General features: G+C 50.7%; 21 protein-coding genes and 1 pseudogene. 11 read left to right on the top strand and 11 right to left on the bottom strand.

Annotated features, from left to right (window positions below; translation table 11 throughout):
- The first annotated feature begins 209 nt into the window (after positions 1-209).
- Positions 210-560 (top strand): flagellar hook-basal body complex protein FliE, encoded by a 351-nt coding sequence (gene fliE, locus IE092_RS15055; RefSeq protein ID WP_189358113.1) that lies wholly within the window; start codon positions 210-212, stop codon positions 558-560.
- 5 nt (positions 561-565) lie between these two features.
- Here the strand turns inward: fliE and IE092_RS15050 are convergent, their stop codons facing one another.
- The 9 genes and pseudogenes from IE092_RS15050 to IE092_RS15010 all read right to left on the bottom strand — a co-directional run.
- Positions 566-1,318, bottom strand: coding sequence for a flagellar brake protein (locus tag IE092_RS15050; protein WP_229793203.1), 753 nt, complete (start codon positions 1,316-1,318; stop codon positions 566-568).
- Between the two features lie 17 nt (positions 1,319-1,335).
- Positions 1,336-1,659, bottom strand: coding sequence for an EscU/YscU/HrcU family type III secretion system export apparatus switch protein (locus IE092_RS15045; RefSeq protein WP_189358024.1), 324 nt, complete (start codon positions 1,657-1,659; stop codon positions 1,336-1,338).
- Positions 1,656-2,681, bottom strand: coding sequence for a flagellar hook-length control protein FliK (locus tag IE092_RS15040; protein WP_189358023.1), 1,026 nt, complete (start codon positions 2,679-2,681; stop codon positions 1,656-1,658). The genes IE092_RS15045 and IE092_RS15040 overlap by 4 nt, the downstream gene beginning before the upstream one ends.
- A 1-nt stretch (position 2,682) precedes the next feature.
- On the bottom strand, positions 2,683-3,009 hold the full coding sequence (locus IE092_RS15035) for a flagellar protein FliT (RefSeq protein WP_189358022.1): 327 nt from the start codon (positions 3,007-3,009) through the stop codon (positions 2,683-2,685).
- A gap of 2 nt (positions 3,010-3,011) precedes the next feature.
- A complete protein-coding gene (gene fliS, locus IE092_RS15030) occupies positions 3,012-3,461 on the bottom strand; it encodes a flagellar export chaperone FliS (RefSeq protein ID WP_189358021.1) in 450 nt (149 codons plus the stop codon).
- A 24-nt stretch (positions 3,462-3,485) separates the two neighbouring features.
- Positions 3,486-5,504, bottom strand: coding sequence for a flagellar filament capping protein FliD (gene fliD / locus IE092_RS15025; protein WP_189358020.1), 2,019 nt, complete (start codon positions 5,502-5,504; stop codon positions 3,486-3,488).
- Positions 5,505-5,602: 98 nt separating this feature from the next.
- The gene (locus IE092_RS15020; protein ID WP_189358019.1) at positions 5,603-5,980 is read right to left on the bottom strand and encodes a flagellar protein FlaG; all 378 of its coding nucleotides are present in this window, start codon (positions 5,978-5,980) and stop codon (positions 5,603-5,605) included.
- Between the two features lie 79 nt (positions 5,981-6,059).
- Entirely contained in the window at positions 6,060-7,544 is a 1,485-nt protein-coding gene (locus IE092_RS15015) for a flagellin N-terminal helical domain-containing protein (protein WP_189358018.1), read from the bottom strand.
- Between the two features lie 284 nt (positions 7,545-7,828).
- Positions 7,829-7,981, bottom strand: a pseudogene (locus tag IE092_RS15010) (flagellin N-terminal helical domain-containing protein); the annotation flags it as partial.
- A 644-nt stretch (positions 7,982-8,625) separates the two neighbouring features.
- Between IE092_RS15010 and IE092_RS15005 the strand changes: the two are divergent.
- Genes IE092_RS15005 through IE092_RS14960 form a run of 10 tightly spaced genes read left to right on the top strand, consistent with a single transcriptional unit; the run spans position 8,626 to position 18,068 of the window.
- On the top strand, positions 8,626-10,833 hold the full coding sequence (locus IE092_RS15005) for an O-linked N-acetylglucosamine transferase, SPINDLY family protein (RefSeq protein ID WP_189358017.1): 2,208 nt from the start codon (positions 8,626-8,628) through the stop codon (positions 10,831-10,833).
- Positions 10,830-11,600, top strand: coding sequence for a glucose-1-phosphate cytidylyltransferase (gene rfbF / locus IE092_RS15000; RefSeq protein ID WP_189358016.1), 771 nt, complete (start codon positions 10,830-10,832; stop codon positions 11,598-11,600). The genes IE092_RS15005 and rfbF overlap by 4 nt, the downstream gene beginning before the upstream one ends.
- The gene (gene rfbG / locus IE092_RS14995) at positions 11,564-12,676 is read left to right on the top strand and encodes a CDP-glucose 4,6-dehydratase (protein WP_229793202.1); all 1,113 of its coding nucleotides are present in this window, start codon (positions 11,564-11,566) and stop codon (positions 12,674-12,676) included. The genes rfbF and rfbG overlap by 37 nt, the downstream gene beginning before the upstream one ends.
- 2 nt (positions 12,677-12,678) lie before the next feature.
- Positions 12,679-13,260 carry a dTDP-4-dehydrorhamnose 3,5-epimerase family protein gene (locus tag IE092_RS14990; RefSeq protein ID WP_189358015.1) on the top strand — a complete coding sequence of 194 codons (582 nt, stop codon included), beginning with the start codon at positions 12,679-12,681 and terminating at the stop codon, positions 13,258-13,260.
- Positions 13,241-14,467 carry a class I SAM-dependent methyltransferase gene (locus IE092_RS14985; protein WP_189358014.1) on the top strand — a complete coding sequence of 409 codons (1,227 nt, stop codon included), beginning with the start codon at positions 13,241-13,243 and terminating at the stop codon, positions 14,465-14,467. Before IE092_RS14990 ends, IE092_RS14985 begins: the two co-directional genes overlap by 20 nt.
- 9 nt (positions 14,468-14,476) lie before the next feature.
- Positions 14,477-14,965, top strand: a complete 489-nt coding sequence (locus IE092_RS14980) for an acyltransferase (RefSeq protein WP_189358013.1) — start codon at positions 14,477-14,479, stop codon at positions 14,963-14,965.
- Positions 14,965-15,771 (top strand): NAD-dependent epimerase/dehydratase family protein, encoded by an 807-nt coding sequence (locus tag IE092_RS14975; RefSeq protein ID WP_189358012.1) that lies wholly within the window; start codon positions 14,965-14,967, stop codon positions 15,769-15,771. Before IE092_RS14980 ends, IE092_RS14975 begins: the two co-directional genes overlap by 1 nt.
- A complete protein-coding gene (locus IE092_RS14970; RefSeq protein ID WP_189358011.1) occupies positions 15,768-16,517 on the top strand; it encodes a cephalosporin hydroxylase family protein in 750 nt (249 codons plus the stop codon). The genes IE092_RS14975 and IE092_RS14970 overlap by 4 nt, the downstream gene beginning before the upstream one ends.
- A gap of 11 nt (positions 16,518-16,528) precedes the next feature.
- Complete coding sequence (locus IE092_RS14965; protein ID WP_189358010.1) at positions 16,529-17,326, top strand: phytanoyl-CoA dioxygenase family protein; 798 nt, start codon at positions 16,529-16,531, stop codon at positions 17,324-17,326.
- On the top strand, positions 17,316-18,068 hold the full coding sequence (locus IE092_RS14960; protein WP_189358009.1) for a class I SAM-dependent methyltransferase: 753 nt from the start codon (positions 17,316-17,318) through the stop codon (positions 18,066-18,068). Before IE092_RS14965 ends, IE092_RS14960 begins: the two co-directional genes overlap by 11 nt.
- 233 nt (positions 18,069-18,301) lie before the next feature.
- Here IE092_RS14960 and IE092_RS14955 read toward each other — a convergent pair whose 3' ends face one another.
- Both IE092_RS14955 and IE092_RS14950 read right to left on the bottom strand, forming a co-directional pair.
- Positions 18,302-18,754: a nuclear transport factor 2 family protein gene (locus IE092_RS14955; RefSeq protein WP_189358008.1), complete on the bottom strand. Its 453-nt coding sequence runs from the start codon at positions 18,752-18,754 to the stop codon at positions 18,302-18,304.
- A gap of 440 nt (positions 18,755-19,194) precedes the next feature.
- Positions 19,195-20,823, bottom strand: a complete 1,629-nt coding sequence (locus IE092_RS14950; protein ID WP_189358007.1) for a GGDEF domain-containing protein — start codon at positions 20,821-20,823, stop codon at positions 19,195-19,197.
- Positions 20,824-20,843 lie beyond the last annotated feature (20 nt).

The raw sequence follows: 20,843 nt of genomic DNA, 5'->3' as shown, positions 1-20,843 counted from the left end.
TCAATTCGTTGCCGGTGCTGCTATCAGCGCTATATGCCGACTCTTACCCGTTACCCACATTTTGTACCAAATGCGGTTTTTGAATGCCGCGATAAAGGAGGTAATTACCTGTTTATTCCTCTGAATAAGAAAAAAAGAACCTGATAACTTATCGTTCAGAAAACCGCAATTTGATACGTAGCGGCAGTTCTGAACAATCAGGAGCGACAATGTCGATAAATGGTATAGACCGCAGTCAGATCACGGCGATGATGGCGCAAATCCGTGCAGCTGCTGCAAAGATGGAAGGCGTACAGCCGCCTGTTCGAAATACTGTAACGCCGGCTGAGGCACCGAAAATTGATTTTGCTGAAGCCCTGAAAGCTTCACTTGATCAAGTTAACAGTGCTCAGAGTGCATCGAAAAAGCTAGGCGAACAGTTTGCTCTGGGGGATGACAAAGTCAGTTTGTCAGATGTTATGATCTCGGCGCAAAAAGCGAGTATTTCGTTTCAGACTACTGTGCAGGTGAGAAATAAGCTGGTATCTGCATATCATGACATTATGAATATGCAGATTTGACGTATTTAACGAATGCCATTCAGGCGCGAGTTCCGCTCGCGCTCAAGTTTCATAATGTAGCGCTGTACGCCACTCAGTACCGAGTTGGAAAGATTGATGAACTGACAGCCGATACGACGGTTGGTTTTTCCGTTCAGTAATACTAGCTCCTGAGAATTTCTGATTTGCAAAGTCACAGTGATGGGTCCGGTGCTTGGTAAATCCAGGTGGCAGTGTTCATACGTTTTTCCGACTGTACAATCCAGTACTTTCTTTTCATCAAGAATGGCAATGCCGCCGCAACTGATATCAACCAGAGTGAGATGCAGCACAACGATGCGACCATCAATATCCGCGGGAATGCTGACTTTGATTGGCGTAGAGAGTGGTGTGTTGATACGATAATATTCTCTGCGCTGTAATCTGATCAGGCTACCCGGAATACTGAATTGCAGTGCAGGGCGATTTTCAAAGCTGACGCGGGTAATTTTTCCGGCTGCAAACTGAATGCCTATTTTATCGAGCAATCCTTCAAAAGAAACGCGATCGGATTGGGCAATACGCTCGTTCGCCATATTGTCCGGTGCACTGTCGATAATCACAGTATCATTTTGTTCATCAACTTCGAGAATAGAAGTGATAAATACCTCAGATCCGCCATTAATCAGCATGCTGATTAATTGATTGCTGTTTTGCAATCCTTTGAGCAATGAAATAATTTCGCGCCGTGACTCAACCTGAAACGGACTCAGATTTTCGGTGCCAAAAGTTGGTGACAAAGGCATATTCGCTATTGTTATGTTTTATCTGGATTTCCCGGGCCTTCGCGGGGACTAATTGGGGATTTGCCCGCAGCTTGCTCTGCTTCTATATGGTAAAGCCAAGCTAACAGTTCTGCAACAACCGTATACAACGCGGGAGGGATGTGATCGTCAAGGTCAACTTGCATGAGTAATCCTACAAGTTCTTTTGACTCATGCACATGCACACCGTGCTGCTTTGCTAATTCGATGATTTGCTCAGCAATAAGCCCCTTACCTTTCGCTGCGACTTTTGGTGCAAACTCTCCTTCCTGATAAGCTAGTGCTACGGCGCTTTTCAATTCTTCAGCATTTTTCATGGCAGCTCATCAACATGAATTTGTGCATTCAGTCCGACATTACGCAACCTGGATTGTAATGTTGGAAGTTCCTTTTGCAGGGCATCCGAAGGACCTTTCGGAAGAGTGCATTGCATCGATAAATTGTTGCCAAAAAGCATCAATTTAACCAAAACTGTTCCCAGTGCGGGGAATGAGAGTTGCATTTCTGATTGCCAGGTTTCAATTCTTTCGGCAGGCGTCGCATTTTGCCCCGCATGGTTATCGCGTTGTATTTTCCACTGGATTTCGACAGTTTCCGGAGCGGCAAACTTTAAATGAACGACATTATTTTCAAGTACAGTAATTTGTTGTTTAAGTAATGTCTCTGGTAGCGGAGATTCTTCCCGGCGTATTGCTGACATATCAAGTGAAAGGTTGGTTTCCGGAAATTGCCCTTCAACATATTTTTTCACATGTGAAAAGAAAAATAGTCCACTGTGCCTGAGTGCAAGTTCAAGGTGGCGACGTATCGATTCGCGCTCTCCGGGATTAAACTGTATGTCAGTTAAATGCGTGACAGCACTTTCCTTTGAGGCGCGTACTTCATTTGTCAGTTGATCCAGCAGATATGCTGCGGGGCTGAGATCCGCAATACTCGAATTTGTTGCCGTCGGGGGTGGTGAACCGGACGGTAGATTTAATTCGCGGAAGAAAATCTTCCCGTTCAGGTGTTCGAGTTGAAACAGATGAGGTTCTGCGTGTGATGATTTTGAAGGTAGAACGGTTATCTGCACTTCTGGAGTATGACTTGTCAGCCGTATCTGTAAAGTATCCCCAGAGTTCAATTCTTCTTGCAGCGGCAACTCTATCATTTGCTGTCCGATGCGTATTGAATAAGTGGAATGCTCAGTTTTGCTGATGACTTCAGCACTGAATACCTGCCCCTGACGCAGTTGTGAAAACAGCAGGGTAGTATCGTGCAGATTCGCCTGAATTTTGGGCGTTGCAGAAAGCGCCCCGACAGCGCTGATCTGGGTATATAGACTGTCGAGGCGGGGCATACTAAACGGCGTAGGTTTTATTGAGCTTCAGACTGGTTGATGAACTGCGCATTAATTGCTGTAATTCCGCCATCCAGGGTTCTGTGATATCTCTGATTTGCCTGTCATCCGCCAGAATCTGCTGAATGACACGCACTTTTCTTTGTCTGAGTTCCGGAGTAAGTGGTGTCACAGAATCGTAAGCCCGTATTCTATCCACTTCTCGCGTACAGTCATCTTCTAGTAAGGATAGTTTTTCCCAGTCACGTTCTTTTGCTGCATTCAGCATTTGTGCGGTAATGGTCGCGACATGTTCATACATCGTAACGATTTCAGTACCTTCGATCATTATCAGGCCTCAATGGTTTGTGTTGGGGTGGGCGCTGTTGTGCTGGCAGTGTTTTTTGCTCCTTCCGGAGAAATGGCTTCCCATGCACTCTTCAAATCGCGCAGCAGATTTTGTACTTCAGTAATTTTAGCTTCGTCATTGTTCAGATTTGCTAACAGCAACTGGCGACTCATGTACTCATATAGGGAATCGAGGTTTAATGCAATTTCGCCGCCAATTCTCTTATCTAAGCTGGCTCGCAATCCATTGTCGATAATTGCAATCGCTTTCGAGATTGACTTACCTTTGGCGGGGATGTCGCTGGATTGCATTTGTGATAATGCATTTCCGAGAGCAACGATCGCTCCGTCAAATAACATGACGATCAGTTTGTGTGGCGACGCAGCCAGTACACCGGTTTCAACGCCGATTTTTGAATATGCGCTCACGCCCGAAGATGCGGATCCGAACATGTTGAGTTCCTCTTTGTTAATGCGTTACTTAGTGGACGAACCATTCAGTACATTGATTTGTTGCGTCAAATACGATTGTGTTGCATTTAAATTTGCAATCACTTTATCCAGTGCGGCAAATTGAGCCTGATATCTTGCTTGAACTTGTGTCAGACGTTTGCTGATTACTTCACTTTGTTTTTGAAGATCTTTGATTGAACTGTTAATTCCTTCAGTCGCATTGCTGAGAGTTCCTTTTGTTCCCAGTATGCCGCTCAGAGTCTGGTTCAGATTGTGGGCATAGCCTTTTGAAAAACTGATGGAGCCTCGGTCACCCGTTGAGCCACCTGTAACCAGGACTTGTAGCCCTTCTACGCTGGTGCCGGATGATCCGGTAAGGATTTGCCCTGAACCGGTCGCCCCGACTCCATTAATTGTTCCCGCGACATTCATTCCAGCACTACCTGTTGTGACAGTTCCGGATAGTTGCGAAACTGAAGTTCCAGCTTTGTCTGCAAGCGTTACTTTTGAATTACTGCCATAGCTGGCGGAGGTCATGCTCAGGAAGCCGGAGCCAGTAATAGATGCACTGACCGAGAGGCCAGCTGAGCTGAATGCACTGGTTCCATTCACTGCTGCTTGTATCATTGATGCCAGGCTGGAGGCTGTATAGCTACCGGCGGTCAAGCCCACATCAGCAGAAATGCCGTCAATGGTTACTTTAATGCTGGTGCCTGAAGCGATGGTCGTTGGCCCTGTACTCAGATCAAGATCGCCTGTCAGCACACCCTGCGTCGCCATTTGAGTGATTTTTATTGGGTAAGTGCCTGGTGTTGAATTATTGGTTGAGCCTACAAAACTGACCAGACTGTCGGTACTCTTACCTGCGGCAGTAAATAAACCCGCCAGCTCAGAAAAGTTGCTGGTTAAAGCGGTCTGGAGTTTGCTGTTGTCAACGGCGAGTGTGCCATCGCGCTGAAAGCTGATGCCAACTTGTGCAAGGTATGTCAGATTGCCACCGAGTCCGTTTACTGCCGAAGACAAGGTACTGCGAATCTGATTTTGAATCGTTTGTGTTGTGGAATCACCCAGCAAGGCGCCTGCTGCTTTTGTGGTCGGATTATAAGCAGTCACAGTTCCCATTGTTGACTGAAGACTGTTATATGCAGACACGAAACTTGTCACTGCACTTTGTATGTTGCTGGTGTTATTGCTAACATTTAATGTTGTTGAACCAACCTTAAACGCGTTCAGTGTTACGCCCTGAATTGCGGTGTTGACGCTGTTGCTGGCACTGCTGACGGCAATGCCATTGACAGTCAGTTTTGCATTCTGACTGGTTGTGAGTTCTGTCAGATTTTGTGTTCCCGCTGGATCGTAAGACAACAAACTCTGGAGTGCTGCATCTCCTGTAACAGAGATTTTCATGCTGGAAGTTTGTCCGGTTTTCGCTGATGTCAGTACCAGGTGGTAGGGAGTGGCACTGCCATCGCCAACAATTGATGCCTGCACACCAACTTTGGCATTATTAATTGCATCTCGAATACCTTGAAGCGAATTATTGGTGCTGTCAATCGTTACGGTACCGGAAGCCTGCGCAGCATCTTGGGTAAAGCTTGCTCCTGAATACACGCCGCCAGTTGATGTTCCGCCTGAAATGGTGCCGAACTGAAATGTCAGTGTCGTCGATGTGCCGGCGCCAATCGTTCCCGTTGTGCTTGCCTGACCTGGGGTGGAAATTGTTTGTGCCTGAGCAAGTTGTGAAACGGAAATATTGTAGCTACCTGCTGATGCAGTGCTACTTGTTGTCGCATTGAAGATGCTGTTGTCGCCGACATTCGCAGTCAGTGTTTTGAAGGTGCTGGGGTTGTTCAGAACAGAGAGAGAGGACTGTAAACTGCTAAGAGAGCCCTGCAGACTTCCGTATGCAGTCAGGTCGGCTTGATAGCTGGCTTGTTTTTGTGCCAGTTTGATCAGTGGAGCACTTTCAGCAGCCATCAGTTTGCTGATGATACCTGAAACGTCTAATCCTGATCCGACACCAGTTGACTGAATAGTTGCCACGAATTTCTCCTTTACTGGTCACTACTGTATCAAATCTGGCATGAATTCAAATCGCGGTAAAAAGGGGGGAAATCCCGTCTATTCGCGCGAATTGTCTTTCAGGCTTCTTGTTTGATCAGTAAACCCTGCAATTTACCGAGTGATTTCGAGATTTCAAGCGCTTCTTCACTCGGGATCTGACGCAGAACTTTATTGGTCTGCTGGTCGATGATTTTAACAACGACGCGGTTAGAATCTTTATCGACACTGAATTGCAAATCCTGAGATAAGGCTTGGATCGTCTTATTGATATCAGATACCGCCTGATTTACCTGTTTCAGATCCGGAGATTTCTGCGCGCTGGCATCCTTTTCTTTACTGACTTCTGCTGCTGAGGACGCAAAATTTACTTTGATGTTTGCAGCATCAGACGTGACTTGCTTACTGCTGATCTGTGGTCCTGACTGTGGGGCGCTGCCTATCGACCGGATGTCCATGATCATATCCTTAAAGTAAGAACCCCCGACCGTGAATTGCCGGGGGATTTTCTCATTTTATACCTAACCGGACTAATTATTAGCCACGGAGCAGGGAGAGAACCTGGTTAGGGGACTGGTTAGCCTGAGCCAGAATTGCAGTACCTGCCTGTTGCAGAACCTGAGAGCGTGTCATCGAAGCGGTTTCAGCTGCGAAGTCGGCATCCTGAATACGGCTGCGGGAAGCGCTTAAGTTTTCAGAGTTAGTCTGCAAGCTGACAACAGCGGAAGAGAAGCGGTTCTGATACGCACCCAGTGCTGCACGGGAGGTAGAGATTTGCTGGATCGCTGAGTCAATCGTTGACAATGCGGCCTGCGCCCCAGCTGCAGTAGTCAGATTCAGGGAGGATACACCGGCACCTACAGTGACAGAGGCAGAAGTGTAACCACCGGTCAGGTTGGCAGCAGTCAGACCGTTTGCGCCACCCAGGGTGATTCCGGCGGAGCTGGTAGAGTTCAGGGTTACTTTCGATGTCGCGACGTTAGTTGTACCTGTTGCTGAAGTGCCGATACCGGTATTGTTGGCGGCTGCACCAGCATTAGTGGACTGAGTGACGGTGATGTTGCGACCATCTGCAGCGCTCAGGGAAACAGCGCCGGTTGTTGTGTCGAAAGTTGCAGTAACGCCGGTTTGATTGGTGACTGCATTAACAGCGGCAGCGACTTCGGAGCCACGCTGAGCGCCGGATACGGTAGATGTGATTGCGCCCAGAGCTACGCCATTGATGGTGATGTCGCCGGCAGCGATTGCGCCAGTGGCTGTGACTGCAGTACCACTCACGGTTGTCGAACCGACGGTTGCTGTCACACCGGTCTGACCGGAAATGGCATTGATCGCTGCTGCTTTGGCGATACCGGAAGCAGAAGAGTTAGAGAACGATACGCCGTCAGCAGAAGATGCACCGACAGAGTAGCCGTTGATCACCAGGTCGCCGGAAGAGAAGGCATTGGTTGTAACGTTACCACCACCTGCAACGGATGTGCTGTAGGAAGAGTTGGAGCCGACGCCCAGCGAATTTGCTTTTGCGCTGGCGATATTGCTGATTGTAATCGTATCGTTCGAGGTGTTGTTAGCACCAACCTGGAATGCTTGTCCGCTGAATGTGCCGTCGAGCAGATTCACGCCGTTGAAGTTAGTTGTGCTGGCAACACGGTTGATCTCAGAGATCAGCTGGGTTGCTTCGTTATTCAGCGCGGCACGGTCAGTTGCACTGTTACTTGCATTGGAAGACTGAACTGCCAGATCACGGATACGCTGGAGGTTGGCGGTTACCTGAGACAGGGCGCCCTCAGCGGTTTGCGCGAGAGAGATACCGTCGTTGGCGTTACGTGCAGCCTGATCGAGGCCGCCGATCTGGGAAGTCATACGCTGGGAGATTGCGAGGCCAGCGGAATCGTCTTTAGCGCTGTTGATACGCAGACCGGAAGACAGACGCTGCATCGAAGTTTGCAGGGAAGACTGCGACATCGAGAGGTTACGCTGTGCGTTCAGGGACGAAATATTGGTATTGATATAGGAAGCCATTTTGTTTCTCCTTACCGAAATCTGTGGGAATCTGCTGGCGCTGTTTGCTGAGGTATTTCAGACATTTGCATCGCCGTTGTTTCAGGTAACGGAAGGATTTTCAAAACTTTTAGCGAATTGCCGTAAATAAATAAAACTTTTTTTGCTCAAGATTTTAAAAAGACTCCGTCTAACGACAGACTTTTTTAAAACTTTAGGGGGTGGGGGAATAAAAAAGAGGCGGAGGAAAATGAAAATACCCTCTCCGAAAAACGGAGAGGGTATTGTTGCAGCGGAAAAATCNGGGAGATTGCGAGGCCAGCGGAATCGTCTTTAGCGCTGTTGATACGCAGACCGGAAGACAGACGCTGCATCGAAGTTTGCAGGGAAGACTGCGACATCGAGAGGTTGCGCTGTGCGTTCAGGGACGAAATATTGGTATTGATATAGGAAGCCATTTTGTTTCTCCTTACCTGAGTAAATTGGCCTGTGTTTATTAGTGGCGCCGTTGTTTGCCACTGATTGGAAAGCAACGCCGTTGTTTCAGGTAACGGAAGGCTGTCGAAAACTTTTAGCGAATTGCCGTAAATAAATAAAACTTTTTTTGCTCAAGATTTTAAAGAGGGTCCGTTAATCGGCATCTTTTTTTAAAACTTGAGGACGTTTTTTTGACATTTTTCGGCCATAAAAAAGTAGCCACAGATTATCAATTTGCATTTTTGCAATTTTACCGAACCCTGAAAGTATGGCGAAACTTGAAAGATCAGCTCAGCATTCAGCTGGCGTACAAAAGCGATATGGCAGATCAATCTGGCTGGGCTGATTTTGTGCCGCATAAAAACGTCTTACGCAGGTGGAAGGTGACTAACGTATGGTGCTGTTTGCACTGTATGTTTCAGAAGCCGGCGCTTCGGGTGGGCTGGCTTGTAATGGTTAGAATTTAAGACGTTGTATTCTGAGTTGAGCGGATTTTACCTTTCTGTTCTGAGTATCAATTTCCTGTTATTCCTCATAGAATTAAGTTGCATAGAGGTTAAATTGTCAAAGTTTGCCCAGTTGGTCTCAGGCAACAATCAATTAATCAGTGCTCTGACTGGATAATATGAATAAAAAAGCAAATTCTGTTGGTGAGATGCTCAGGAATGTTCGCGCTGCGAAAGCGGTCGGTGATTACGAGCGTGCGTATTTGCTCGGCGAGCGCTTGCTAAGTACGTATCCGCTCAATGCCGACGCAATGACTGAGCATAGTGAGAGTTGTCTGCGGACGGGAAAAGCGATCCGTGCTTTAGAGTGGATCTGCCAGCGTCGGCAGTCCGGTGTGCGCCTTGCTGCCGGTAACCGGGAATTTTATGTCGTGCTGGAACAATTATTGTCAATAAGACACTTTCCGGAAATGGAGCAGGCTTCGCGCTGGCTGATTGAACGTTTTCCGAAAGATGATCAATTGCTGAATTACCTTGGCATTGCATTGCTTGAGACAAGTCAGTTCACTGAAGCAAGAGAGGTGCTTGAACAAGCGGTTCAGCGTCTGCCGGATAACCCAAGTGTGTTGTCAAACTATGGCTATGCTCTTGTATCGCTGGAAAAAAGTGAGGCGGCTGTTCCGTATCTGCGGAAGGCGATTGAACTGTCTCCGACACTTTTTGTCGCTTATAACAATCTCGGTAACGCCTTGCGTTGGATGGGGCGGTATGATGAGGCTATCAGCGTTTATCTTGCGGCGATTCGTATTGCGCCGGAACAGCCCTATGTTTACAACAATTTAGGTCTTGCCTATACCGCAACCAGGGCCTACGACCAGGCAATTGCTTCTTATCAGAAAGTGCTGGAACTGCAGCCGGACCTCAGTCAGGTTTATCCTAACTATATTGATGCGCTGAGACAGGCCAGACGCAACAAAGAGGCAATCAGCCTTGCGATGGAGGTCATGGAGCGCTGTGCAGCCATTCCCGAATACTGGGCGGCGTTCGGTGATGTACTGCGGGAGTCGGCTCATGTTGATCAGGCGATCGAAGCATACATCAAAGCACTCTCATTTAACCGCAGCGATATTCAGTCATTTAATCGCAAGGTTTACAGTAACTTACTGTTTTGCATGAACTACCATGCAGACCTTAGTGCAGATCTGATTTATCAGACATACAAAGAGTTTGATCAGCGGTTTGGTGAGCCGGGCAAACGTTACTGGCGCAGCTTTTCGCAGCAGAAAGATCCCGGGCGCAGGCTGAGAATCGGATATGTCACGCCGAGTTTTTACAATCAGGTTTGCAAATACTTTCTGATTCCTTTACTTGACTGGCATGATCACACTCAGTTTGAGCTATTTGCTTACGCCAATCCACCATGTGAAGATGAAACTACAGCTTACTATAAAACCCGTTTTGAGCACTGGGTTGATATCCGGGCGATGACGGATGATCAGCTTGAGCAACGAATTCGTGACGATCAGATTGATATCCTGATTGATGTTGCAGGTCACACCAATGAGAACAAGCTCGCAGTATTTGCGCGCAAGCCTGCACCGGTATCGGCGCACTGGCTGGAATACGGTTACACCACAGGTTTATCTGCAATTGATTACTACATTACAGATCAGGCGTGTGCAGCGGGCGAGGGGACACAACAGGTATTTTCAGAAAATCTCTGGGTGCTTGACGGCCCGGCATATGTCTACCGTCCTGATACCCGGACAGCAGACCTGACGCCATTGCCTGCACTTAGTAATGGCTATATCACTTTCGGCAGCTTATCCCGCTCGATTCGTATTAATCACAAAGTAGTAAAAGTATGGGCAGCGATCCTTGATGCCATTCCGAACTCAAGGCTGGTGATCAATAGTGGTGATTTTGAAGATGCCGGGGTTCAGGAAGAAATGGCGAGCCGCTTTATGCAGTATGGCATTGAACGGGAACGCTTGCTGATTGGTTTCAGCACCCCGTCGTGGAGTGTACTGAAGCAAATTGATATCGGACTTGATTGCTTTCCTCACAATTCAGGTACCACACTACTTGAAAGTCTTTACATGGGTATTCCGTTTATCTCCATGTTTGACCGGCCTTCAGTGGGGCGTATCGGTTCCAGTGTGCTGGTCGCAGCAAATCATCCGGAATGGATAGCAACGACGGAAATGGAATACGCACAGAAAGCGGTAATGCTGGCGCACGATGTCGAACGACTGGTTTATTTGCGTGAACACTTGCGGGAAGAATTGCAGGCGTCGCCAGCAATGAATGAGCCCGCATTTGCACGCTCAATGGAGAAAGCATATCGGCAGATGTGGCAACTGTATTGTGCAAAGGAGGAAACATGAAGGCGGTGATTCTTGCCGGCGGACTGGGTACCCGTATCTCCGAAGAGACGCATTTGCGTCCGAAACCGATGATAGAAATCGGCGGGCATCCTATCCTCTGGCACATCATGAAAATGTATTCCTCTCATGGTGTGAATGATTTTGTGATTTGCTGTGGCTATAAGGGCTACATCATCAAAGAGTATTTTGCGAACTACTTCCTGCATATGTCAGATGTCACATTTGATATGCAGAATAACAAAATGGAAGTGCACGAGCGGCATGCAGAACCATGGAAAGTGACGCTGGTAGATACCGGTGAAGATACGATGACAGGTGGACGGCTCAAACGGGTTGCACGTTACCTGCAGGATGAGGATGCATTTTGTTTTACCTATGGCGATGGCGTGGCGGATGTTGATATCAGTGCAGCAATCCGTTTTCATGCTCAGCACGGCAAGCTGGCAACTGTCACAGCGGTGCTTCCGCCGGGCCGTTATGGTGCACTTGACCGTGATGGTGACCGTGTTGCCGGTTTTACAGAAAAACCACGGGGTGACGGCGGTTGGATTAATGGCGGCTTTTTTGTTCTTTCGCCGAAAGTTCTTTCCCTGATTGAAAATGATCAGACCAGCTGGGAAGCTTCGCCATTGAACCAGCTGGCGCAGTCTGACCAGCTGATGGCCTATGAGCACAGCGGTTTCTGGCAGCCAATGGATACGCTGCGCGAGAAAAATCTGCTGGAAGATTTGTGGCAAAGCGGGAGTGCGCCGTGGAAAAGCTGGTGATGCCGTTTCCGGATCCGCAATTCTGGCGAGGCCGGCGTGTACTGGTCACCGGACATACGGGATTCAAGGGTGCATGGCTGGTCTGGTGGCTGCACAGGCTGGGTGCGCAAGTGTCTGCCTTCGCTTTACCGGCGGAGCAGACACCTGCATTGTCCGATGTACTGGAGATCGAAAAGCGCTGCCACTCCGCAACGATAGATCTGGCGGACGTGGAACGCGTCTGCACTTTTGTGCAGGCGGCGCAGCCGGAATGTGTATTTCATCTGGCTGCGCAGGCGCTGGTGCGACCCGGTTACCGAGATCCGGTAAATACCTTCACCAGTAATGTCAGCGGAACTGTCCACTTACTTGAAGCCGTACGCCAGACCAACAGTGTCAAAGCAGTTGTTTGTGTGACTACCGACAAGGTGTACGAGAATCTCGAGCAGGCCGTGTATTACAAAGAGACCGATGCGCTGGGTGGCAAAGACCCTTACAGCGCCAGTAAAGCAGCTTGTGAGATGGTGATTCGCAGCTATCGTGATGCTTTTCTGGCACCTGCAGGCGTAACAGTCGCATCGGTTCGGGCGGGCAATGTGATTGGCGGCGGCGACTGGTCGGAGGACCGGCTGATTCCGGATGCAGTCCGCGCATGGCAGGCGGATGCTGTATTGCAGATTCGCAGACCGGATGCGGTCAGGCCATGGCAGCATGTGCTGGAGCCTTTAAATGCTTATCTCGTGCTGGCGGAACGCATGTATGCCGACGGTAGCCTGGCACAGGCTTGGAATATTGGTCCGAAGAAGGCGTATTCCGTCCGGGATGTGATTACACTGGCGCGCGCTGAATATGGCAGTGGTGAAGTGCAGTTCGGGCAGGCCGAATCTGGTCCGCATGAGGCCGGCTTGCTGATGCTGGATGCCGGCAAGATTGCAGCAGCGCTTGGTATCTCACCACGCTGGACACTGGAAGAAACCATCGCAAGGACGATGCAGTGGTATCGTGATTTCGCCGCCGGACAATCCGGCGCAGATTTATGTGAACGTGATCTGAATGCTTTTCTGAGCGCAAGATCTGACGTGACCAAAGGAGTCTGACCATGAACGGTGAGCGCTTTGAACTGATAGAAACACCGATGGCCGGATTACATCTGATCCAGCGTACGGTGCTCGGTGATCAGCGCGGTTCACTGAGTCGCTTATTTTGTCCGGACGATCTGGCAGTCTTTGGCTGGCAATGGCCGGTTGCGCAAGTAAATCACAGCTATTCAAGGCAGCGCGGTACTGTGCGGGGATTGCACATGCAAATGCCGCCGCACTCCGAAGCCAAACTGGTTACTTGTCTGCGTGGGGCCGTCTGGGATGTTGCAGTTGATTTGCGCGAAGGGTCAGAAACTTTTTTGCAATGGCATGGCGTGCGCCTGAGTGCTGAGAATGCCTGCTCCTACCTGATTCCTCCCGGATTTGCGCACGGCTTTCAGACGCTGACGGATGATGCAGAGCTATTGTATTGCCACAGCCACCCGTATGTCGCGGACGCTGAGTTTGGCGTGCATTATCGTGAGCCAAAGCTTGAAATTCCGTGGCCAATGCCGGTGACAGAAACGTCACGCAAGGATCGCCACTATCTTTATTTACCTCAGGAATTTACCGGGTTTAATTATGAAATGCCGTCATTGTGATACGCCCCTGACGCACACTTATCTGGATCTCGGCAGCGCACCGCCCAGCAATGCATATCTGCGGCATGAACAGTTGTCTCGTCCGGAAAGCTGGCTGCCCTTGCGCATGCTGGTCTGTGATCATTGCTGGCTGGTACAGACGGAGGATTTTGCAGGCAGGGAATTGTTATTTGATGCCGACTACGCGTATTTCAGTTCCTGCTCCAGCAGCTGGCTTGCACATGCAGAGCGCTTTGTTGAGAACGCAGTGCAGACACTGGGGCTGAGCTCTCAGCACTGTGTGGTTGAAATCGCTGCGAACGACGGATATTTGCTGCAGTATGTGCAGCAAGCTGGCATCCGTTGCCTCGGTGTTGAGCCTACCGCCAGTACAGCTGCCGCAGCGCGCGGGAAAGGGATTCCTGTACGCGAAGTTTTCTTCGGACGTGAAACAGCAAAGCAATTACTGGCAGAGGGCTGGGCCGCTGATCTGATGGTTGCGAATAACGTGCTGGCTCATGTGCCGGACATCAATGACTTCGCCGCAGGTTTTGCAACACTGCTGAGACCCTCCGGTGTTGTCAGTTTTGAGTTTCCGCACTTACTGAATATGGTGCAGCTTAATCAGTTTGATACCGCCTACCACGAACATTTTTCGTATCTGTCATTACACGCAGTGCAGAGCATTCTGCTCAAACAAGGCTTACAGATTTTTAATGTTGAGCAATTACCGACACACGGCGGCAGCCTGAGAGTCTGGGCGCAACATACTGATGGTGGCTTGCATCAAGTGAAAACCGCTGTTGCAGCGATGCTGGCGACAGAAAGAACGGCAGGTATGCTGACAACGGATTTTTATGCCGCCGCACAGCGCCACGCAGAGGCGGCAAAGAATGGTTTGCTGAAAGCGCTGATCAGCCTGCGTGAACAAGGACTGAAGGTCGCCGCGTACGGTGCTGCAGCAAAAGGCAATACGCTGCTGAATTTTGCCGGTGTGCGTCCGGATCTGATCACTTGTGTAGCTGACCTCAGCCCCGGAAAACAGGGGAAGTATTTGCCGGGTAGCAGGATTCCTATCGTGACACCGGCGCAAATGCTGGCAGATAAACCGGATGTTGTCCTGATTCTGCCGTGGAATCTGGAAACTGAAATTACCTGCGATCTGGCAGTTATCCGCGACTGGGGCGGGCGGTTTGCTATTGCCATTCCAGAATGGAAAATCTGGTAAGGAGACCACATGATCGTGATACACCCTGAAGCACGCGTCTCTGCCATGGCCGATATCGAAGATTCTGTGCGTGGTACGCGGATAGAAATCGGTGCGTGCTCTGTCATTGACAGTTTCGTCAAAGTTAAACCCGCAGGCGGCAGCGGTAATCTGGTTATCGGTGAGCGAACAGTCATTAATTCCGGCTGTGTGCTGTACACCGGACAAGGATTGCGGATAGGGAATGACGTCGCAATTGCCGCTAACTGTACATTTGCACCGGTGAACCACGCTTATCAGGATAAAAGCAGGCCCATCAATCAGCAGGGTTTTTTACCCGGTAAAGGCGGCATCGTGATTGAAGACGATGTCTGGATTGGCGCAAACTGCGTATTGCTGGACGGTGCGGTGTTGCGCAAAGGCTGCGTGGTTGGTGCAGGTTCTGTCGTACGCGGAGAGGTTGCTGAGTACACAGTAGTGGTCGGCAATCCTTTGCGGCAGATAGGAGAGCGGAGCTGATGCGGCGCGCACTGATTGTTGGCGGCAGCGGGTTTATCGGACAGCATTTGCACCGCTTACTCGAATTGCACGGGTGGCAGGTCAGCAGCCCGGCGCGTGGTAATTTACAGTGGATGCAAACGCCGCAGGACATTGTGTTTTATTGCGCGGGACTGACTGCAGATTTTCGTAAACAACCGTTTGCCACTGTCGAAGCCCATGTCCATTTTTTGCAGCAGATTTTGCAGCAAGTGCAGTTTGAGCGCCTTGTGTATTTGTCGAGTACCCGCGTGTATCAGAAGGCAAGCGCGGGCAGCGAAGACAGCCTGCTGGGTGTGATGAGTCAGGATGCCAGCGATTTATACAATTTATCCAAGCTGATGGGGGAAAGTCTGGCATTGCACAGTGGTCGTCCGGTGCAGATTGCGAGGCTGTCGAATATTTACGGTAAAGGCATGCCATCAGCCAATTTTCTGGCGGATATCCTGCGTACCGCAGTCCGTCAGCGCCATCTGGTTTTTCAGACAGCGCCATTTTCTGAAAAAGATTATTTACATGTGGAGGACGCCTGCCGTTACCTGATGTGTATAGCCGGCGAAGGCTGCGAGCGTGTCTATAACGTTGCCAGCGGCCAGCAAACACAGCATTCCACGCTGGCAGACTGGCTGGCAACACAGCAGGTTGCCTGCGAATTTCTGGCAGGTGCGCCTGCGCAACGGTTTCCACCGGTGGATGTCAGCCGTCTGCACGCGGCATTCGGGTTGCCCCAGCACCGCCTGCAGGACGATTTAAGCGAATTATTTTCTTATTACAGTGAGATGCCATGAATCCGATACAGCAATTTGAACAAGAAAGAGAAGCGCGTATTGCCAAGCTTGGGCAGGACCAGGCATTTCAAGAGCAGTCCCGGCAATGGCTGGAGCAAAGTATGCGTCGCCAGTATGTCTACAACTTTTCCTGGCTCGGGCGTCCTATCATTCAGAATCCGATTGACATGGTTGCGACACAGGAGATTATCTGGTCAGTGCAGCCTGACCTGATTATTGAAACCGGTATTGCCCACGGTGGTTCGCTGATTTTTTCGGCGGCAATGCTGGAACTGAACGCAGCCTGCGGAGGCCCTGCGGATGCCCGTGTTCTGGGCGTGGATATCGATATCCGTGCGCATAACCGTGAAGCGATTGAACAGCATCCGATGGCGAAACGTATTTCGATGATACAAGGCTCCAGTGTTGCGCCGGAAGTGGTGGCGCAGGTCTGCGCAGCGGCACAGCAAGCGAAAAAAGTGCTGGTGATGCTGGACTCCAATCACACCCATGAACACGTGCTGCAGGAGTTGCAGCACTACGCACCGCTGGTCAGCAAAGACAGTTACTGCATCGTGTTTGATACCTTTGTTGAAGATGTGCCGGCAGATGTCTTTGAAGATCGTCCGTGGTATCCCGGCAATAGTCCTAAATCCGCCGTGCATGCATATCTGAAAGACCATCCGGAATTTGTGATCGACGCGGCGATGCATCAGAAACTGCAGATTACCGTCGCGCCGGATGGTTTCCTGCGCCGTATTGCCTGAGGGGAAATATCGTGAACACTAGTCAGCGCGCACAGTATGAGGAGCAGGGCTTTGTGATTCTGCGCCAGTTTCTGAAACCTGCGCTGTTTCAGGAAATCAAAGATGAAATCAATCAGGTCGGCCGCTTTATCGTCGATCCGCGATTTGACTTTGATACTTACCAGCCGGAAATCATGACGCCGAAAAAGCAGTCACAACTGTATGACCGGCTGCATTATCTGCCATGCCTCAGCCGTCTCAGTGGCAATCAGGATTTGTTGCAGGCTTGCCGTGATCTCGGCATTGCGCAGCCGGTACTGATGGGTTGCTGCAATATGCGCTATGACAGGCCGGACGATGCGCGTCATTTGTTTGACTGGCATCAGGATACGATTTACCTGCTGGGCTCGGTGAATGCAGTCACAATCTGGATTCCGTTCGGGCCGGTGGATGCGCATCACGGAACGATTCAGGTGATTCCCGGCAGTCACCGCGCGGGGATACATCCGTACCGGAAAGTTTCGGATAAACCGGTGGAGCCGCACCGCCAGTTCCTGCAACGCGACTTATCGTTTGACGGCGAGATCAGCGAGCCGCCGGTGACAGTTGAAGCACTGCCGGGCGATGTCATCATTTTCAAACAAATGCTGCTGCACCGCAGTCTGCCGAATTTATCGGACAAAGTGCGCTGGACAGCGCAGGTGCGCATTTCTGATTTGTGTGAGCCAGGCTATCTCGAAGCAGGTTGCCCGAACGGCGACAAGCACAATATCTTCTTCCAGTCTTACCCCGGCTTTGTCCATCCTGAAAGCGTAAAACATGAAAACTGAACTGGGCGAATCACTGAACCGCAGCCAGACCGAACAGGAAATCGATCAGCAATTATTTGCCTTGCGTGATCAGATTGTGCCCGCCATGGGGCCGCACTGGAATCTGCATTCCAATCTGTTTGTGAAACGGATTACGCTGTCGCGGATATTGTATTTTCAGCGCCTGTATCAGTTGCAACTGGATGTGCCGGGTGTGATTTGTGAATTTGGTGTGCAGTGGGGGGCATCGCTGGCCTTGCTGTCGAATCTGCGCGCCATCATGGAACCGTTTAATTATTCACGCAAGCTGATCGGTTTCGACACCTTCGAAGGATTTGCCGACGTACATGCGAAGGATGGCAATGCGGTCGCGAAAGGCGATTACGCGAGCATGCCGGGTTACGAGCAGCAACTGGCGGAAATTCTGGCTTTGCATGAAGGGCTGGCACCGATCCCGCATATCCGCAAGTTCGAGCTGGTAAAAGGCGATGCTTCGCAGACGACACCGGCCTGGCTGGCGCAAAATCCGCATGCGATTATTTCCATGGCGATTTTCGATATGGATGTTTATCAGCCAACCCGTGACGTGCTGCAAGCGATTCTGCCGCGGCTGGTGAAAGGCTCCGTGCTGGTATTTGACGAACTGAATTGCCCGCGTTTCCCCGGCGAGACGCTGGCGGTGATGGAGGTGCTTGGCCTGAACCGTTTGCGTCTGCAGCGCGATCCGCATCAGCCTTACTGTGCATGGGCCGTGTGGGAGTGATGACCCGCTGAGTTTATCCATCCTTCGCCGGTGAATCGGGCTGGCAAGCGGACCGAGCCAAATTGCACTGAAAAATGCCCGAATGCGGTGTTCAGCACAGCATTCCGGGCATTTTTCATGGTTGCCCGCGAAAACGCTGGCGCAGCGGGCAGGGCAGAAAAAGCACAAATGACGAGACCGGCACAGTGCCGGTCTTTTTCATTGCAAAGTCAAACCAGCAAAGCAAGAAAGATTCAGAGCTTTTTCGGTTTGCTGTACCACAGCGCATTTACGATGACCCAGCGTTCACCGAAGCGTCCCATGTGGAAGTAATCAATAAACCACGGGGTTTCCAGTCTGACCGAGGCCGTTTTCTCGGTAACATCCAGCACTTTGCAACTGCGCTGCCATTCTGCTGCTGGCGTTTTTAACGCACCTTGTCTGGTCAGACTGACCAGCTCCTCCTTCGACATCCGGCGCAATCCCAGCTTTTCATCGGGTGTTTCCCCGAGAATGGCGCGCTTTGCCAGATCCGGATGCAGCGAGGACGCAACCCGCGAAGGATTTCCTTCCAGCTGACCATCAATGTAATCAAAGCAGGTCGCTTCAATCGCAGAAAGCGTCGCGGGTGCGATCTCAGCGGTCTGTGCAATGGTTGCATGGCTGAACAGTAAACCAGCGATCAGCGAACAGGATTTGATGTTCATCGTTATTCTCCGCAAGGATAGTTTGGGCGGGTGACGCGGCAGCTGAAGCCCTTGCCGGTATCCGGTCAGGGGATTTGATTACGAGCCTGTGAATTCGTTCATTGCTTCCTGCCAATATGCCGCCGGAGAGGTGTCGCGGCTGAAGTCGCTCTGAACAGCGCTTTTTGCCCGAAAATGCCTCAAATGCGGATTTCAGCATGGCAACCGGCTTGTCGTCGGCAGAAAAGCTGGCTGTCCGGAAATGCCCGGTGCAGATATCTGCACAGAGGACTGGGCAGAGAACTGGGCAATACTTACTGCCTTAAGTGAGATCGTTTGTGTGAATAAGGCAAATTACGAGTAAAGAAAAACCGGTGACAGGCACCGGTTTGGGGAGGGGGCGGGAATCATTCCGACGGGAAGATTTCTTGCAGCCTGTGACAGGCGTTTGAATCTGCCGGTCAGTTCGCCAGAACGACTTTATTCTTACCGGTGCGTTTTGCTTCATACATCGCCTGATCCGCACGCCGTATCAGCGCATCCTGCGTTTCATGCGGTTTGCGTAAAGCGACGCCGCAACTGAAGGTGATAAATAAGCGCTGCTCATTCGCAGTGAAGAAATGCGTGGTCAGTTCGCGCTGCACTCTGGTCATTGCCTGCGCCGCTTCTTCCGGCGAAGTATCCGGCATGATAATTACGAATTCTTCACCGCCATAACGGGCAACGGCATCAATGGAACGCAGTGTCTGCTTCACGATGCGGACCAGGTGAATCAGGGCTTCATCGCCGGCCGCATGGCCGTGGGTATCATTCAGGCGTTTAAAGTTATCCAGATCCAGCAACGCGACGCATAAAGGCGTGCGGCGACGGTCAGCACGGTCAGCCTCGCGTTCGAACAAATCATCCATGCCACGACGGTTCAGACTGCCGGTCAGCTGATCTTCGCGCACCATTTCACTCATTTGTTCCAGCTTTTGTTCCAGATCTTTGATCTTGGCCTCGGCTTCCGTCACTTGTTTTTGTGCGGCAACGATCATGTCGCGCGAGCGTAGTGTTTCGTTATGAACGGTGCGGGTTTCCTGCACGATATCGCCAATCAGGTGCTGCAGTTCAGCCGGATTGCGTACCTGCGTGATTTGCGCAGCATAGCCATCCATTTTGTTCTGATACTGTCCGGTGCTTTTCGCCATGGCATCCAGACGGTCCAGAAACGCCGTCATCATATTTTTGACGGAGGTTCTGGATTCTTCGATGCTGGACTTCAGCGTACCCTGTTTGTAAATCACATCTTTCAGGCTGCGCGTGGCTTCCTGTAAAGCACGGTGGTCAAGCGGACCGGCGATCAGCGCCTTCACCACTTCAATCTGGCCGCGTATCCAGCTGTCACTTTCCAGCAAATCATGGATATTACTGAGCAGCAAATCAAACAGGCGCAGCAGTAATTCCTGCTGCTCGGCAACGTCACCGCTTTGCAGTTCAATCTGAAAACACAATTGTTTGAGCCGGTTGCCGATATCGTTGAGTTCCGGTTCCGTGGCAGCGTTTCTGACAGCCATGCCCAGCGATTCGGATTCGCTGGCCAGATCTGGCAACGGACGCAGCAATGCGCTGAGTGCAAGGGTTAGCGTACGGTACAGCAAGTCTTTCAGCAGCCGCTGACGGTTATCATCGGTGACCACAGCAACGGGTGCAGGCGTCACTACTGCAGGCGCGGCAACGGCAGGCGTACTTAACGCCGGCGCTGCGGGGGCAGGTGCGGTGGTTAAATGTTCGGTGAGACGGTCCAGCGTTTTTTGATAGTCTTCCCAGTTTCCTGCCTGAGCAGCGCGCACCAGACGGTTACCAAAGGTCGATAACTCGCCTTTGCTGCGCAGCATACTGTCGGCAAAACTGGCCAGCAGACTTTCAGCGGCAGAATTGCCACCGGAACTGGCTGCAGCACCGGCATCCGCTTCATTGCCGGCAATCTCGTTATACAGTCTGGTATAGGCTTCCGGCGTCGGGGCGATGCGTTGTGAAGCAAGTTGACGTATCGTTTCTTTGGCGATGTCAGCAGGAGTTTTCTGGGACGACGTGAATTTTTTGAACATAGAGTGACTTCAGGTCGGGA

Source organism: Cognatundibacterium squillarum (assembly GCF_014652435.1).
In the GTDB taxonomy this organism is placed as follows: Bacteria; Pseudomonadota; Gammaproteobacteria; order Burkholderiales; family Burkholderiaceae_D; genus Undibacterium; species Undibacterium squillarum.
Note: the sequence above shows the minus strand (reverse complement) of the source record. Positions and strands in the feature narration are given on the sequence as shown.

What these genes read in the sequence shown, in the direction of transcription:
- IE092_RS14990 (WP_189358015.1), top strand. Translation starts at nt 12,679, where the DNA reads ATGAACGGTGAGCGCTTTGAACTGATAGAAACACCGATGGCCGGATTA.
- IE092_RS14955 (WP_189358008.1), bottom strand. Translation starts at nt 18,754, where the DNA reads ATGAACATCAAATCCTGTTCGCTGATCGCTGGTTTACTGTTCAGCCAT.
- IE092_RS15035 (WP_189358022.1), bottom strand. Translation starts at nt 3,009, where the DNA reads ATGATCGAAGGTACTGAAATCGTTACGATGTATGAACATGTCGCGACC.
- IE092_RS15040 (WP_189358023.1), bottom strand. Translation starts at nt 2,681, where the DNA reads ATGCCCCGCCTCGACAGTCTATATACCCAGATCAGCGCTGTCGGGGCG.
- fliS (WP_189358021.1), bottom strand. Translation starts at nt 3,461, where the DNA reads ATGTTCGGATCCGCATCTTCGGGCGTGAGCGCATATTCAAAAATCGGC.
- IE092_RS14950 (WP_189358007.1), bottom strand. Translation starts at nt 20,823, where the DNA reads ATGTTCAAAAAATTCACGTCGTCCCAGAAAACTCCTGCTGACATCGCC.
- IE092_RS15005 (WP_189358017.1), top strand. Translation starts at nt 8,626, where the DNA reads ATGAATAAAAAAGCAAATTCTGTTGGTGAGATGCTCAGGAATGTTCGC.
- IE092_RS15020 (WP_189358019.1), bottom strand. Translation starts at nt 5,980, where the DNA reads ATGGACATCCGGTCGATAGGCAGCGCCCCACAGTCAGGACCACAGATC.
- fliE (WP_189358113.1), top strand. Translation starts at nt 210, where the DNA reads ATGTCGATAAATGGTATAGACCGCAGTCAGATCACGGCGATGATGGCG.
- IE092_RS15015 (WP_189358018.1), bottom strand. Translation starts at nt 7,544, where the DNA reads ATGGCTTCCTATATCAATACCAATATTTCGTCCCTGAACGCACAGCGT.
- rfbF (WP_189358016.1), top strand. Translation starts at nt 10,830, where the DNA reads ATGAAGGCGGTGATTCTTGCCGGCGGACTGGGTACCCGTATCTCCGAA.
- IE092_RS14975 (WP_189358012.1), top strand. Translation starts at nt 14,965, where the DNA reads ATGCGGCGCGCACTGATTGTTGGCGGCAGCGGGTTTATCGGACAGCAT.
- IE092_RS14970 (WP_189358011.1), top strand. Translation starts at nt 15,768, where the DNA reads ATGAATCCGATACAGCAATTTGAACAAGAAAGAGAAGCGCGTATTGCC.
- IE092_RS14980 (WP_189358013.1), top strand. Translation starts at nt 14,477, where the DNA reads ATGATCGTGATACACCCTGAAGCACGCGTCTCTGCCATGGCCGATATC.
- IE092_RS14985 (WP_189358014.1), top strand. Translation starts at nt 13,241, where the DNA reads ATGAAATGCCGTCATTGTGATACGCCCCTGACGCACACTTATCTGGAT.
- IE092_RS15045 (WP_189358024.1), bottom strand. Translation starts at nt 1,659, where the DNA reads ATGAAAAATGCTGAAGAATTGAAAAGCGCCGTAGCACTAGCTTATCAG.
- IE092_RS14960 (WP_189358009.1), top strand. Translation starts at nt 17,316, where the DNA reads ATGAAAACTGAACTGGGCGAATCACTGAACCGCAGCCAGACCGAACAG.